The following is a 15,354-nucleotide window of genomic DNA, read 5'->3' as shown; positions in this document are numbered from 1 at the left end:
GAGAAACGCGCGTCGGCGCACAGGGAGGCACGGACCGGACAGGGTCCGTGCCTCCTCTTCGTCTGCCCCCTCCGCGAGATGCCACTTGTGCACGCGACACGCCGCAGAAGGCGTGCACAAGTGGCATCTCGCTGGCGGGAATAGGGGAGGGCCCCCTGCGTTGAACTTGAGTGCAAGTGACTCAACTCTTTCAGGAGGACTGGTGCCCGACAACTTCAACGAGGCCGGAGCGAGCTCGTTCGACGACTTCCTCGCCCGCTACCTCGACGGTGAGCGCGCCCGCGCGGCGCGGTCCATCGACCTCAGCCGCTTCCTCAGCGCACGCACCCAGAGCATCCTGCAGTCCGCAGGGCGCTTCGCCCTCGAGCGCGGCCAGACCGAGCTTGACGCCCTGCACGTGCTGCGGGTCCTCGTCGACGACGAGGCCGTGTCGCAGGCGGTCCGCCGCATCGGCGTCGACCCCGGCGCCATCGCGACCGCCACGGAGGCGCGCCTGCCGCAGGCGAGCGAGGCCCCGGCCTCGCAGAACGCGGCGACCATCACCCCGAGCGCCCAGCGCGCGCTCTTCCACTCCTACCAGGTCGCCCGCTCCAGCGGCTCGACCTACATCGACCCCGAGCACCTCTTCTTCGCGCTCGTGCTCGGCCAGGACGCGCCCGCCGGGCAGGTCCTCGCCCGTGCCGGTGTCACCGCGGAGGCGCTCACCCAGGGTCTGCGCGAGACCGTCGCCGGCGAGCAGACCGTCCCCGAGCAGGGCGCACCCGCGTCCGAGACCCCGATGCTCGACAAGTTCGGCACCGACCTCACCGAGCTCGCCCGCGAGGGCCGGCTCGACCCGGTGATCGGCCGCTCGGACGAGATCGAGCAGGCCGTCGAGATCCTCAGCCGCCGCACCAAGAACAACCCGGTGCTCGTCGGCGAGGCCGGCGTCGGCAAGACCGCGGTCGTCGAGGGCCTGGCCCGCGCGGTCGTGGCCGGCGAGGTCCCGGAGCAGCTGCGCGACAAGCGCGTCGTCTCGCTCGACCTGCCCGCCATGCTCGCGGGCACCCGCTACCGCGGCGACTTCGAGGAGCGCCTCACCACGACGATGGACGAGATCGCGGCCCACTCGGGCGAGCTGATCGTCTTCATCGACGAGGTGCACACCGTCGTCGGCGCCGGTGGCGCGGGCGAGGGCGGCATGGACGCGGGGAACATCCTCAAGCCCCGGCTGGCCCGCGGCGAGCTGCACCTGATCGGTGCGACCACGCTCAGGGAGTACCGCACCATCGAGAAGGACCCTGCCCTCGAGCGCCGGTTCCAGCCGGTGCGCATCGGCGAGCCGAGCATCGAGGACGCCGTGGCGATCCTGCACGGACTCCGCGGCGCCTACGAGGAGCACCACCGCGTCGCCTTCACCGACGACGCCCTGCGCGCCTCCGTCGAGCTCTCCGCCCGCTACCTGCCCGACCGGGTGCTGCCCGACAAGGCGATCGACCTGATCGACCAGGCCGGCGCGCGCCTCCGCCTGAAGCTCGGCGCGGGGGTCGACACCGACGCGCTGCTCGCGCGGCTCGCCACCCTCGAGGGCGACAAGAACGCGGCCGTCTCGGCCGAGCACTACGAGGAGGCGTCGCGCCTGCGCGACGAGATCACCGCGGTCCAGGCGTCGCTCGACGCGGCGACCGCCGACGGAGCCGTCTCGCAGGAGGCGGTCGTCGGCGAGGCCGAGATCGCCGCGGTCGTCGCCCGTGCCACCGGCATCCCGGTGTCGCGGCTGACCGAGGGGGAGCGCGACCGGCTCGCGCAGCTCGAGACCGAGCTGCACCGGCGCGTCATCGGCCAGGACGCCGCGGTCGCCGCGGTCGCCCGCGCCGTCCGTCGCAGCCGGACCGGGATGGGCGACTCCTCGCGGCCCGTCGGCTCGTTCCTCTTCCTCGGCCCGACCGGTGTCGGCAAGACGGAGCTGGCCCGCACCCTCGCGGGCTCGCTCTTCGCCGACGAGCAGTCGGTGATCCGCTTCGACATGAGCGAGTTCGGCGAGCGGCACACCGTCTCGCGGCTGGTCGGCTCCCCTCCCGGGTACGTCGGCTACGACGAGGCCGGTCAGCTGACCGAGCGCGTGCGCCGGAACCCGTACTCGGTCGTGCTCTTCGACGAGATCGAGAAGGCCCACCCGGACGTCTTCAACCTGCTGCTGCAGGTGCTCGACGACGGACGCCTGACGGACGGTCAGGGCCGCACGGTCGACTTCCGGAACACGGTGATCATCATGACCTCGAACCTGGGGTCGGAGTTCCTCGCCTCGCGCTCCGGTGCGCTCGGCTTCGTCGCGCAGAGCGACGAGTCGGCCGAGGGCTTCGCCTCGGAGAAGGACCTGCACGACCGCGTGATGGGCCGGCTCCGCGAGGCGATGCGACCCGAGTTCCTCAACCGGATCGACGAGATCGTGCTGTTCCGCCGGCTCGGCCGCGCGCAGCTGCGTGAGATCGTCGGGCTGGTGCTCGAGGCCAGCCGTGCGCGCCTCGCCTCGCGCGACGTCTCGCTCGAGGTCACCGAGGCCGCGGTCGACTGGCTCGCCGAGCACGGCTACGAGCCGCAGTACGGCGCACGGCCGCTCCGCCGCCTGGTGCAGCGCTGGGTCGACGACCGCATCGCCGACCTGTTCGTCTCCGGCGACGTGACCGACGGCGGCGCCGTCCGCGTCGACGCCGTCGCCGACGACCTCGTCGTGACCTCGAAGGCGACCCTCCCCCTGGCAGCCTGACCCCGCACCGTCTGGTGAGCGGACGCCCCCGGCGTCCCTCCCGCGAGATACCACTTGTGCACTCTTTTCACGGCGTGTCGCGTGCACAAGTGGCATCTCGCGGAGGGGGAGGCCGGGGTTTCGTGCGTCCGGGGGCGGTGCGGGGGCGGCTGTCGAGTGGTTGCGGGGGGTGGCGCGGGTGGGTAGACACGAGGGACGAGAACCGGAGGCACGATGACGAACCCGCGCTACTACGACCCGGTCGGCAAGGCGGTCCGCGCGCTCCTGGTCATCAGCTTCGTCTGCTTCGGGCTCGCGGTCGGCTTCTTCGCCCTCGACATCGTGATGCCCGGCAGCATGACCGACGCGCACCGCCCCTGGTCGGAGGCGAGCGGCGGCCTGGCCTGCTTCGGGATCGCGGCGCTGATCGTGCACTACGCGACGGTCGCCATCGTCGGCGCGCTGCGCGGCCGCGGCTGACGCCCCCTCCTCTGCTGATCGAGTAGCCCGCGCAGCGGGTGGCTCGAGATCGACCAGCGTCAGAAGCTGAGTCTGCAGACCCGCCCTGCTGACGGCGGTGGGTCTCGATACGCCCCTGCGGGGCTACTCGACCAGCATGAGGGAGGCCGCGGCGCGTCCCCTGCTGATCGAGTAGCCCGCGCAGCGGGCGTATCGAGATCCGCTGGTGTCAGAAGCCGAATTTGCAATGACCAGCAGGAGGCGCGAGGTCGGGCACGCGGAAACGGCTCCGGCTCGCGGGAACCGGGGGGTTCTGCGAGCCGGAGGCGGTTTCACGTGCCGGGGGTGGGGGCTACGGGCACTTCTTCGCGGTGATGGCGACGCGGAGGGTGGCGTCGGGGGAGACGCCGGTGCCGCCCGCGGGGTCCTGGCCGGTGACCTGGCCGGCGTCGGGGGCGTTGCCGTTCTCGGTGCAGGACAGGGTGATCTTCGAGAAGCCGGCCGAGGCGAACGCGGCCTTGGCGGTCTCGAGGTCCTGGCCGACGACGTTCGGCACCGTCTGCTGACCGGCCGCAGGGGCCGCCGGAGGGGCGGGTTCCGCGGTCGGGGCGGGGGCGGGCGCCGGGCCCGAGCTCGGGATGATCGTCACCGTGGTGCCGCGGGTCGCGGTGCCGGAGGGGCTCTGGCGGACGACGGTGCCCGACGCGGCGGAGTTCGCCTCGGCGGCGCCCTCGCTCACGCTGAAACCGGCCGACTCGAGCTTCGCCCGGGCATCGCCGACCGACAGGCCGGTCACGTCGGGGACGTTGACGCGCGGCACGACCTGCAGGGAGCCGTCTGCCTCGGGGAAGGCCGTGCCGCCGTAGCGAGCATCGGCGGCGCGCATCACGACCGGCCAGATGCGGTGGCGAGCCGTCGCCGCGGAGCCGGAGTCGAACGAGAAGCGGCCGAGGCGGAGGTTCGCGTCGCCCTTGATGTTGAAGACGCCGACCGCGGTCGCGACGCGGGTGCTGGCACCGGTCATCCAGGTGGCCATCGCGTCATCGGTGGTGCCGGTCTTGCCGATCAGCGGAATTCCGTCGCCGGTCCGCGACTGGACGGCCGTACCGCCGCCGGAGAACGTCGACTGCAGGGCGATCGCCGCCGTCGCGGCGACGTTGCGGTCGATCGACTGGCGGCAGTTCGCTGCAGGGACGGGCTGCTCGGCTCCGGTCGCGTCGACGATCTTGTCGATCGCGATCGAGTCGCAGGTCGATCCGCCGGACGCGATGGTGGCGAAGGCGCCGGCCATCGAGAGCGGGGACACGTAGTTGGTCCCGAGCACGGACGACGGGTTGTGCTCGAGCTCCTCGCCGTTGCCCCGCTTCACGCCCATGTCCGCCGCCGTGTTGCGGATGGCGCACAGGTCGAGCTCGCGGGCCATGCCGACGAAGCCCGTGTTGAGCGAGGTCTTGGTGAAGTCGACGGCGGTGCCGACCTGGCCGTTACCGCCCTCGTCGTTCTTGGCGCTGGTCGAGCCTGCGTAGTTGGTGCCGCCGGGTGCGCACGAGTCCTCGAAGCTGCCCCAGATCGCCTTCCGCGTCCCGTCCACGGACTCGTTGATGCTGTGCCCCTCTTTCAGCCACTCCACCAGGGTGAAGAGCTTGTAGGTGGAGCCGGGCTGGATGCCCGAGGAACCGCCGTAGGCCTGATCGGTGCTGAGGTTGATGGCGCTGTAGGAGGGGTCGGCCGCGAGCACGTCCGGGTCCTGCGAGTACTTCTTGTTCTGCGTCATCGCGAGGACGCGGCCGGAGCCGACCTCGACGCTGACGGAGACCGCTCCGACGTCGAAGTTCCAGGTCTGCGGGACCTGCGCGTTGACGGCGGCGACGGCCGCGTTCTGCAGGTCGACGTCGAGCGTCGTGTAGACGTCGAGGCCACCGCGGCGGAAGTTCGTCCAGCGGGTGTCCTCGTCGTCGCCGAACACCGGGTCGTTCTTGAGGATGTTGGTGACGTAGTCGCAGAAGTAGCCCGCGTCGCCGGCGGTGGAGCAACCGGTGCTCGGCTCGGTGATCTGCGGCTCGATCGGCGACGCGATGGCGGCGTCGTGATCCTCCTGCGAGATCTTCCCCTCCTCCAGCATCTTGCCGATAATGTAGTCGCGGCGGTCCTTGTTGCGCAGGTAGCCGTTCGCGGCGCCGTTGTCGGGGTTGTCCGGCTGGTCGAGGCGGAGCACGGCCGGGTTGTTCACGATCGCGATGAGGCTGGCGGCCTGGGCGACGGTGAGGTTCGCGGCGGTGGTGTTGTAGTAGTAGTTGGCGGCGGTCTCGATGCCGTAGGTGGTGCCGCCGAAGAACGCGATGTTCAGGTAGCCCTGGAGGATCTGGTCCTTCGAGTACTCCTTCTCGAGGCCGATCGCGAGCTTCATCTCACGGAGCTTGCGCTCGGGGGAGGTGCGCGTCGCGGCGTCGATGGCGGCGGCGCGCTCGGCCTCGTCGGTGATGTTGCGGACGGCCTTCTCGACCAGCACGTTCTTCACGTACTGCTGCGTGATGGAGGAGCCGCCCTGGGTGTCGTTGCCGAGGACGTAGGTCTGCGCGACGGCGCGCAGGGTGCCGGGGAGGTCGACTCCGCCGTGCTCGTAGAAGCGGGGGTCCTCGCCGGAGACGGCGGCGTCCTTGGCGAACTGCGAGATCTGGTCCAGCGGGACCTCGATGCGGTTCTCGACGTAGAAGGAGGCGAGCAGCTGCGGGGACCCGTCGGCGCGGGTCGCGTAGATGTTGCTCTTCTCGGAGAGCTTGTCGACCTCGAGGTACTCGGGGAGACCGTCGAACACTCCGATGGACTGGTTCGCGGCGACGCCGGCGATCGCCACGGCAGGAGTGACGGTGGCGGTCACGAGGACTCCTGCCACGACACTCATGCCGAGGAAGCCCACGACCGCCTTGATCACGCCACCGGTTGTCCTGCTGTCGGACGCCAAACCTTCTCCTTCGGGTCACCCCCGATCATCGCGACGGCCGCCGCCGACGCCCCGGACGCCCATCTGCGCCGGGTCAACCCCGACAGACTAACCCGAGACCCCGGAATGACGAAGGGCCGGTCCGGGGCCTGAAAAGGGCCTGTGCGCGGGGGACGACGGTGCGGAGCGTCACCGGAGCCCGTGCGAACGCCCGGATCGGTGCTCCGACCGCGGACGTCAGCCGGTGACCGGCCAGACGTAGTCGAGCCCGGGCAGGGTGTCCGGGAAGAGCGGCGCGTAGTGCTCCGGGTCCTTCTCCACCAGCTTCGAGCGGTGCGAGAGGTGCACGTCGTCGCGGCCGAACCAGGGCGGCAGCTCGATCTCGCCGGCCCGGTAGCGCGCGGCGTCCTCGAGGTCGAGCGCCAGGGCCGCCTCGGTCTTCTCGAGGCAGGTGTCGGCGTAGCCGCGGTCGGTCCAGGCGTCGCAGGTCTCGCGCTGGTAGGCCATCACCGCCGGCCGGTAGCCGCGCCACATCCGCACCGCGGGGTGGTGCTGCCAGCCGTAGCCGGGCACGGTGAGCGCGCGCATGATCTGCAGCGTCTCGATCCGCTGCTTCCCGAGCCGCTTGCTGTCGAGGGCCCGGGCGCTCGCGCGGAGGTCAGGGACGGGGAGGAAGGTCTGCACCCGCCCCATCCAAGACGACGCGGATGGTCCCGGGCTGTGTCCGCCCGGACGCCGCCCGGTCACCGGACCGTCACGCCGATGTCGCCTGCGCGGCGTACCGTGCGGCGCATGACCGGTCTCCCCCTCCTCGCCACCGACGACGTCCAGCTGCGCTGGGCGCGCCCCGAGGTGCTCGACTCCGCCCGGCACCGAATGCTCCGGCTGCTCACCCTCGCCGAGCGCCTGCGCTACGAGGCGACCGGCCGCCGCGAGGTGCGCGACGGCTTCCTCCTCGGCCGGGTGCTGGTCCGCGAGCTCGCCGCCGAGACGCTCGGGATCGATCCGCTCGACGTCCGCGTCGACGCGCGCTGCGGGCAGTGCAGCGGACCGCACGGCCGCCCGGTGCTGGGCGGCGACCACCCGGCGCTCGAGCGGATGCGGATCAGCATCGCCCACTGCGACGGCGCGGTCGTGGCCGCGCTCGCCACCGGTCGCGAGATCGGCATCGCCGCCGCCCGGAGCCGCGCGGTGCGCGAGCGGATCGCCTCGGGGAGCGCGAGCGCGGAGCAGGTGCTGCAGGAGCTGCGGACCCGCGCCGTGAGGAAGGCCGACGGCCGCGGGGCGTCGAGCGGCGGCGATCCGGTCCTCTTCCGCACTCGCGAGGGGGCGACGGAGGCGTGGATCGAGGGCTCCGAGGGCTACCTCGCCGTCTCGGAGCCGGTGGTGCACTCGGCGCTCGTCGTCACGGTCGCGGTCGCGCAGGACTGAGGGCGCGCCGTCCTGCGCGGTGCTGGACGCGGAGCGCAAGCCCCGGCTCACTCGAAGAGCGAGAGGGTGAGCGTCGAGCGGTAGGAGCCGGCGGCGACGGTCGGCTCGGTGGCGAGGAGCAGGTCCGCGGTGGCGGACCAGGATCCCGATCCCGCGGGGGAGTCGTCGGCGGCACTGAGGAGCACCGCGTCGTGCACGCCCGAGCCGCCGTCGAGGACACCTGCGACGCGGGGGCCCGCGAAGACCGCACCGCCGGGGCCGGTGAGCTCCGGGGTCCAGCCGAGGTGCGCGGCGCCGATCGAGCCGCCGCTCGCCCTGGTGAAGTCGCTCGCGGAGCCGAGCACGTACCAGCCGGAGACGGCCGGGCCCGCCGCGGAGCCGCGGGTGTCCGCGACCGTGACGGTGGGCAGGGCGCCGAGGAACTGCCGGCGCACCGCGGTGGAGCCGGACTCGACCAGAGTGGACGCCGATCCGGCGACGGTCATCGACAGGGCGCCGGGGGTGTTCGGCGGGTCGATGCTGACGCCCACGTCGACGCCGCCGGCGTCCTGTTGCTCGGGGACGCGATCCGGAGACTCGGGCGCGGGAGTCGCGGTGGGCGAGGCTCCGTCGGGGGAGTCGCTCTCGGAGGGCGTGCCGTCCGTGGAGTCGTCAGTCGGCGACTCGACGGCGGCGGGGGTGCTGGTCCGCGGGGGGACCGCGCAGCAGGCGGTCGTCGCGTCCGTGACGGAGCCGCGACCGCTGCGCGTGGCGGAGGACGGCCAGGGCAGCGTCGTCGGCGAGGCGGACGCGGAGGCGACGGGGACGGGGACGGCGGTGTCCGTGGTCTCCGGCGCGGTGACCGCCTCCGGAGCGACAGCCGCCGAGGCGAAGACCAGGCTGAGCGCGAGGGCGGCGGTGGGGACCGCGGTCGCGAGGACGGCGCGGGTGGTGCGGATCACTGAGGTTCCCGTTCTGCCGGACGCGGCGATGCACCGGCCTGAGATTCCTATCAGTGGCGGGCGGGCGGGGGAGACCCCGCTTCCGGGTGCAGTGGGTGGGTGGGTCTCGATACGCCGCGTGCCGCGGCTACTCGACCAGCATGCAGAGGAGGGGCTGCGGTTCGGCAGGCGAGGGCTGCGCTCCATGCTGATCGAGTAGCCCGCGCAGCGGGCGTATCGAGATCCACGCGGGCCAGCAGGCCGAGTCTGCAGACCTGGCCTGCTGACGGCGGTGGGTCTCGATACGCCCCTGCGGGGCTACTCGACCAGCATGCAGAGACGCCGCTGCGCGGCTACTCGACCAGCATGGACGGGGCCGCTGCGCGGCTACTCGACCAGGATGGAGGGGCCGGGTCAGCAGGTGCGGGCCGGGTAGCTCACCTTCTGCTCGAGGGTGGACGGGCCGGACGTCGCGGTGACGGTGACCTCGCCGGCCGGCATCGACGCCTGGCGGGTGGTCCAGCTGTGCGCGGCGTTCGCGCCGGCCGCGACGCTCGCGAAGGCCTTCTGCCCGTATGCGGACGAGACGGTGACGCCGATCGGCGCGGTCTCGCCGTTGGTGGCCGTCACCGACAGCACGGCCTTGCCGGCGATGCAGCGCGAGGACACGACGGCCGGGACCTTCAGAGCGGGAGCGGCCGCCTCGGGCACCACGATCTCGGTGATCTTCAGGTACGAGTTCGGCGTCGAGAAGCTGAGCTTCAGCCCCGTGGCGTCGACCGCGGTGAAGGGGATCGTCGTCAGCGCGCCGTTCGCCGCCGGAGCGACGTTCTGCGCGGACGTCGGGCGCCAGACGCCGTCGGTGCCGCGGTAGGCGATGCTCACCGAGGCGAGCGTGCCCTCGGTGTTCGTGAACGACAGCCCGGCGACGCGGTGCGCCTCGGTGTTGGTCAGCGTGAAGTCCGCACTGCCGGCGAACGCCTGGTCGGTCCAGGTCGACCACGCCGTCGCGACGTTCCCGTCGCAGGCGTTGCCGGCGGGCAGGGTCGCCCACTTCGTCTGGCTGAAGGACGCCGAGACGGCGGCGCCCTTCACCCGGCAGACGTTCACCGGCGGCGCGGTGCCCCAGATCTGCACCTCGGCGATCGACTGCCAGGTGTTCGCGGCGCTCGTCAGGTGCAGGCGGAGGCCGGTGGTGTCCGGCAGCGAGGACAGGTCGAGCGCGACCGTCGGTGCGGCGTCGGTCGCGGCCTGCGAGAGGGTCGCGGCGACGGTGCTCGTGGTCCAGGCGCCGTTCACCTGGTACTCGACCTCGATGCGCGAGGGCCAGGTGGCCGTCGCGCCGTCCTTGAAGGCGTGCACCGTCACCGAGTCGAGGTTCTGCGGGCTGCTCCAGGAGAAGGCGAGCCGGCTGTCGCGGGGGTAGCCGGTGCCGGTCCAGTCGTCCCAGCCCTTCGCCTTCACGTTCCCGTCGATCAGCGTCGGCGCGAGGTCGGTGCGGCTCGAGACCGTCAGTGAGGCGCCGGGCGCGAGGTTGGCGATCCCGGGCTCCGCGACCTCGATGGTGCGGGTGAAGGTGCGGCCGCGCGCGAACTCGGAGTCGGCGGCGAGCGTGCCCGTCACCGTCAGCGTGCCGAGGAGCGCGGGGCCGGTCGGCGCCCAGGTGACGGCGACGTCGCGGGTGGCGGTGTCGGTCGCCACCGAGACCGTGGCGGGCAGGACAGCGGCGACGTCGGCGTTCCGGCGCACCGCGTCGGGGAGGCGGTCGTCGACGACCGACCAGGTGCCGGCTCCGACGCCCTTGTCGTCCCAGTAGGACTCGTTCCAGCCCGCGGCCCAGCGCGCCGGGTCCTCGACGGCCGGGTTCCGCATCTCGAGCCGGCCGTTCTCGCCGATGGTCATCGGCAGCCAGACGTAGTTCGAGTTCGACTCGCCGTCGGCCCAGCGGTCGCCCATGTAGACGTACTTCCCGGGCGCGAGGGTGAGCACGTTGGTCGACTGCGAGCCGAAGGTGGTCTTCCGGGTATCGCCGACGGAGAGGAGCCCGTCGCCGCCCTCGGGGATCGCGTTGTAGGCGACGTTCTCGTTGACGTCGCCCTTCTCCACTCCGCGGATCCACGAGCCGAGGATCGAGTCGGCCGTGTAGTAGGTCTGCGGGTTGGGCGCCCAGCCGGTCGCTCCGGAGGCGATCGTGTAGTACTTCCCGCCGTTCGCGAAGATGGCGGGCGCCTCGAGGTGGCCGCACTCCTTCACGATCTGGAAGTCGGTGCCGCGGACGGGCGCTCCGGCCTTCCCGTCGGCGAAGACGTAGGGGTAGGTGCCGTCGGCCGAGTACTGGCCGGCGTCGAGGGTGTCCGTCGTGGTCGTGCGCTCGACGTTCGTGTAGTCCGCGTCGAGCTTCGCGATGTAGAGGGAGTAGTTCTCCTCGGAGGAGTAGGAGATGTACGCGGTGCCGTCCTCGTCCTGGAAGACGGTCATGTCGCGCGCCTGGCCGGGGACCGCCGAGGTGGTGCAGGCCTGGTAGTCCGAGCGGTTGTAGAGGCGGTAGACGCCCTGCATCGTGAAGGGGCCGGTCGGGCTGTCGGAGGTCGCGACTCCCGCCATCGACCGGGCGTAGGTGCTGCCGCCGGGGGTGATCCGGCCGTCGGAGTGCCACCACATGACCCACTTGCCGGTCTTCTCGTTGAAGAGCACCTTCGGTCGCTCGAAGATCGCGGTGTTCGGCGAGGCCTGGGTGGTGTCGAGGTGGTAGTCGAGCTCGGCGATGCGGTCGGCGCGGGGCTGGCCGGCGTCGTCGACGGTGTCGTAGAGGGCGTCGAAGTAGGGGGACTTCAGATCGTCGGGAGCGGCGACGCTGCGCAGCGCGACGCCCTTGTTCTCCCAGTTGTGGCCGTCGGTCGAGCGGTAGACGGCGACGCCGGGGCTGCTCCAGTAGCCCTTGGTGCGGTCCTCGCCGTACCAGTACTGCACCTCCTGGCCGTTCTCCTGCGTGGTGACGATCTGGCCGCCGTGCGCCTGGATGTGCCGCCCGTCGGTGTCGTACCAAGAGGGCTGGAAGTAGTCGGCGGCGGCCCGGCCCGGGTCCTGGATCGCGGGGTAGTCGGTGTAGACGGGCGGCGGACTCGTCCGCGGGACGCCGTCGTCCGGGTCGGTGATGACGCCGGAGGGGGCGGCCGCCGCGGGGGACGCTCCCGCTCCGAGGAGGACGGCCGCGAGGAGGGCCGCCACTCCCGCCGCCACGGATCGCTGTCGAGGACTCATGCTGTGCTCCTTTGCACGCCGGACCGATGTTCACGCAAACACCGCTTCTCGACCGTACATGGCGACGTCAACATTAAGCGAGGGGTCCGCGCTGCTCCGCCGGTGGACGTGGGTCTCGGGACGCCCCTGCGGGGCTGCTCGACCGGCACGCGGGCGCGTCTCGGGGTCCGCCGGTCGCGCGGTGGGCAGTCCATGCTGATCGAGTAGGCCGCGGAGCGGGCGTGTCGAGATCCACCACCGTTCGGAGTCAGGTCTGCAGGCCCGGCCTACTGAGGATGGTGGGTCTCGATACGCCCCTGCGGGGCTACTCGACCAGCAGGGAGCTAGGGGCGCGCAGCTGCGCGAGCGGGCCTTCGTGCAGCGGCTCCGTCTTCCAGCGCGACGTGAAGGTGCCGGCGGTGGGGTCGAGCGCGAGGTGCAGGCGGTGCGGTGTCTCGAGGAAGAGCACGTCGACCAGGATGGCCCCGCTGTCGCCGGGGCCGGCGCTCGCCGCGAACGCGTCGGTGACGGTCCACTCGCCGGAGCCGGGGGCCAGTAGCAGCCGCTCCTCGCCCTCGATCAGCGCGAGCGTCCAGCCGGCGGCGTCGCCCGCGATCTCCAGCGCGGTCAGCGAGCGGATCGCCGACCCGGGCGCGGCGGAGAAGCGCCCGGGCTCGGGAGCCGCGGGCAGCGCGGGGAGCGGCGCGAGCCCGAGCGAGCCGAGGCGCTCGAGCAGCCGGGCGTCGGCGTCGGCCGTCGAGCCTCGGCCGACCGCGGGCAGCAGATGCTCCCAGACCGCGGCGAGGAGTGCGCCGGTGTCGGTGCTCTGCCCGGTGATCGCGACGACGAGGTCGTGCTCGGGCAGGATCAGGCTGAACTGGCCGTAGGCGCCGTCGGCCCGGTAGCCGTGCAGCGAGCGCCAGAATTGGAAGCCGTAGCCCTGCTCCCAGTCCGGGCTGTCAGCCGGGGGAGTGGTGACGTGGGCGGTCGACGCCTCGGCGACCCACTCCGGTGAGAGGACCGCGGTCTCGTCCCAGTGCCCCTCCTGCAGGTAGAGCTGCCCGAGCGCGGCGGCCGCCTCCGTCGTGGTGTGCAGCCCGCTGAAGCCGATCTCGCGGTCGGAGGCGTCGCGGATCCAGGCGACATCGCCGATCCCGAGCGGGTCGAGCAGCCGCGGACGGAGGTACTCGGTCAGTGGCAGGCCGCTCACGCGCTGCACGATCGCCGCGGCGGCGAAGGTGCAGGGCTGGTTGTAGGCGAAGACGCTGCCCGGCTCCTGCTCCGGCGGCAGCAGCAGGAAGCCGCGCACCATGTCGACGGGATCGAGCTCGCGCGCCCGATCGATGGTCTCGGCGGAGTGACCGCTCGCCATCGCGAGGACGTCGCGGACGCGGATCGCCCGCGACCGCGGATCCGTAATCTCGGACTCCAGCTCCGGGAAGAAGGAGAGGACGGTCGCGTCGAGATCGACCAGCCCCTCGCCCACCGCGAGGCCGACCGCCGCGGCGGTGAAGCTCTTGCTGAGCGAGTAGAGCAGGTGCAGCCGCTCGGCCGAGTACGGCGCCCACCAGCCCTCGGCGACCACGGCGCCGGCGTGCACGACCATCAGGCCGTGCAGCTCGACGCCGGGGGCGGCCTCGATCGCGTCGAGCAGATCGAGGACGCCACCGGCGTCGAGGGCGTGGGCGGAGGGGGAGCTTCTCGGCAGTGAGCGCGTCATCCTCCGATGCTACGCAGGCGTGCTCCCGGCCGAGGCGGGGCCGCTGCCGCCGAACGGTCTCGTCGTCAGCGGCCCTCGGCTCCAGGGCTCGTGTCAGCCCGCTGCCGGTCCCGTCGGCAGGGTGAGGGTGCCGGAGAAGGGGGTGGAGTAGCGGGTGCCGAGGGGCGTGGTGCCGGAGAAGGTGCGGCTGAAGGTGATGCTCCCGGCGTCGAGGTCGGCCTGGGTGACCTGGGCTCGGACCTGGTAGTAGGGAGCGGGCTGGCCGGGGGTGAGGGCCATGGTGGTGTCGTTGATGTACTTGAGTTCGACGTCGCCGGTGTTCACGGGGTAGGCGATCCAGGTGATCCGGGTGCCCACCTTGACGGCTTCGCCGTTCTTGAGTTCGAGGTGCCCCTCGAACTCGCCGGAGAGCCTGGGGCGCTCGGCGGGAGCGGGCAGGGCCAGCGTGCCGGTGACGGCACCGGAGGTGTAGCGGGTGCCGGCGACGGTGGTGGCGTCGTAGGTCTTACTGAAGCTGACGGTGCCGGCGTCGAGGTCGGCCTGGGTGACCCGGCTCCTCCAGGAGAAGTGGTCGGTGGTCTCGCCGGGGGCGAGGTCGACGTCGATGCCGTCGATGGTGCTCAGCTCGACGTCACCGGTGTTGGCGAGCTCGGCGGTCCAGGTGATCCAGGTGCCGGCGGTGACGGGTTCGCCGTCCTTGGTGTCGAGGACGCCGGTGAAGTGCCCGTCGATGCCGGGGTGCTGGACCGGGAGGGTGAGGGTGCCGTGGAGGGTGGGTGAGGTGTAGGGGGCGCCGTCGGGGGTGGTGGCGGAGAGGCCAGCGGTGAAGGTGGCGGTACCGGCGTCGATCTCTTCCTGGGTGAGCTTGGTCTGCCAGAACAGGTGGGTGGTGGTCTCGCCGGGAGCGAGGTCGGTGTGGCTGCCGTTCAAGTCCTTGAGGGTGACGTCGCCGGTGTTGGTGGCCTCGATGCGCCAGGTGACCGTGGTGCTGGTGGTGGCGGGTTCGCCGTCCTTCTTGTCGAGGGTGCCGACAAGGTGTGCGCTGACGCCGGGGTGCTCGACGGGGAGGGTGAGGGTGCCGTGGAGGGTGGGTGAGGTGTAGGGGGCGCCGTCGGGGGTGGTGGCGGAGAGGCCAGCGGTGAAGGTGGCGGTACCGGCGTCGATCTCTTCCTGGGTGAGCTTGGTCTGCCAGAACAGGTGGGTGGTGGTCTCGCCGGGAGCGAGGTCGGTGTGGCTGCCGTTCAAGTCCTTGAGGGTGACGTCGCCGGTGTTGGTGGCCTCGATGCGCCAGGTGACCGTGGTGCTTGTGCTGGCGGGTTCGCCGTCCTTCTTGTCGAGGGTGCCGACGAGGTGTGCGCTGACGCCGGGGTGCTCGACGGGGAGGGTGAGGGTGCCGTGGAGGGTGGGTGAGGTGTAGGGGGCGCCGTCGGGGGTGGTGGCGGAGAGGCCAGCGGTGAAGGTGGCGGTACCGGCGTCGATCTCTTCCTGGGTGAGCTTGGTCTGCCAGAACAGGTGGGTGGTGGTCTCGCCGGGAGCGAGGTCGGTGTGGCTGCCGTTCAAGTCCTTGAGGGTGACGTCGCCGGTGTTGGTGGCCTCGATGCGCCAGGTGGCCGTGGTGCTTGTGCTGGCGGGTTCGCCGTCCTTCTTGTCGAGGGTGCCGACGAGGCGTGCGCTGACGCCGGGGTGCTGGACCGGGACGGTCGCGGGCGACGGGGTCGCAGTGTGCGCGGTGACGGTCGCCGTCCCCGGCGACGGCTCATCGGCGTGCGCGGCGGTCGCGGCGCCGCCGAGGAGGACGAGGGACAGCGCTGCCGAGACCGTCATGTCGAGGGCCCGTGCGGTGTGACGGCGGCCGGAGGTGGGTCTGCGGGAACTGTGTCGCGGGGTCATGGCGCTCCTTGACGTGAGGGTGAACAGA

9 protein-coding genes are annotated in these 15,354 nt (G+C 72.0%); 3 read left to right on the top strand and 6 right to left on the bottom strand.

What is annotated here, in order from left to right; all coding sequences use genetic code 11:
- Positions 1-202: 202 nt before the first annotated feature.
- Together MT353_RS05520 and MT353_RS05515 are read left to right on the top strand one after the other, a co-directional pair.
- Positions 203-2,746, top strand: a complete 2,544-nt coding sequence (locus tag MT353_RS05520; RefSeq protein WP_243623806.1) for an ATP-dependent Clp protease ATP-binding subunit — start codon at positions 203-205, stop codon at positions 2,744-2,746.
- 213 nt (positions 2,747-2,959) lie between these two features.
- On the top strand, positions 2,960-3,205 hold the full coding sequence (locus tag MT353_RS05515; RefSeq protein ID WP_123447765.1) for a hypothetical protein: 246 nt from the start codon (positions 2,960-2,962) through the stop codon (positions 3,203-3,205).
- 331 nt (positions 3,206-3,536) lie between these two features.
- Here the strand turns inward: MT353_RS05515 and MT353_RS05510 are convergent, their stop codons facing one another.
- Together MT353_RS05510 and MT353_RS05505 are read right to left on the bottom strand one after the other, a co-directional pair.
- Positions 3,537-6,146 (bottom strand): transglycosylase domain-containing protein, encoded by a 2,610-nt coding sequence (locus tag MT353_RS05510; protein WP_243623805.1) that lies wholly within the window; start codon positions 6,144-6,146, stop codon positions 3,537-3,539.
- Between the two features lie 216 nt (positions 6,147-6,362).
- Positions 6,363-6,818 (bottom strand): MSMEG_6728 family protein, encoded by a 456-nt coding sequence (locus MT353_RS05505; RefSeq protein ID WP_243623804.1) that lies wholly within the window; start codon positions 6,816-6,818, stop codon positions 6,363-6,365.
- Between the two features lie 99 nt (positions 6,819-6,917).
- On the opposite strand from MT353_RS05505, the gene MT353_RS05500 reads away from it, so the two are divergent.
- Positions 6,918-7,556 (top strand): 4'-phosphopantetheinyl transferase superfamily protein, encoded by a 639-nt coding sequence (locus tag MT353_RS05500; RefSeq protein ID WP_243623803.1) that lies wholly within the window; start codon positions 6,918-6,920, stop codon positions 7,554-7,556.
- Between the two features lie 47 nt (positions 7,557-7,603).
- On the opposite strand, the gene MT353_RS05495 is transcribed toward MT353_RS05500, so the two are convergent.
- The 4 genes from MT353_RS05495 to MT353_RS05480 all read right to left on the bottom strand — a co-directional run bounded on the left by MT353_RS05495 (position 7,604) and on the right by MT353_RS05480 (position 15,326).
- Entirely contained in the window at positions 7,604-8,497 is an 894-nt protein-coding gene (locus MT353_RS05495; protein WP_243623802.1) for a hypothetical protein, read from the bottom strand.
- A gap of 393 nt (positions 8,498-8,890) precedes the next feature.
- Complete coding sequence (locus tag MT353_RS05490; RefSeq protein WP_243623801.1) at positions 8,891-11,737, bottom strand: glycoside hydrolase family 43 protein; 2,847 nt, start codon at positions 11,735-11,737, stop codon at positions 8,891-8,893.
- Positions 11,738-12,041: 304 nt separating this feature from the next.
- Positions 12,042-13,436 carry a serine hydrolase gene (locus tag MT353_RS05485; protein ID WP_243623800.1) on the bottom strand — a complete coding sequence of 465 codons (1,395 nt, stop codon included), beginning with the start codon at positions 13,434-13,436 and terminating at the stop codon, positions 12,042-12,044.
- 93 nt (positions 13,437-13,529) lie between these two features.
- Positions 13,530-15,326 carry a hypothetical protein gene (locus MT353_RS05480; protein WP_243623799.1) on the bottom strand — a complete coding sequence of 599 codons (1,797 nt, stop codon included), beginning with the start codon at positions 15,324-15,326 and terminating at the stop codon, positions 13,530-13,532.
- Positions 15,327-15,354 lie beyond the last annotated feature (28 nt).

The sequence above is a fragment of the Rathayibacter sp. VKM Ac-2927 genome (assembly GCF_022815525.1).
GTDB lineage: Bacteria > Actinomycetota > Actinomycetes > Actinomycetales > Microbacteriaceae > Rathayibacter > Rathayibacter festucae.
This window is presented reverse-complemented; position numbering and strand designations above follow the sequence as displayed.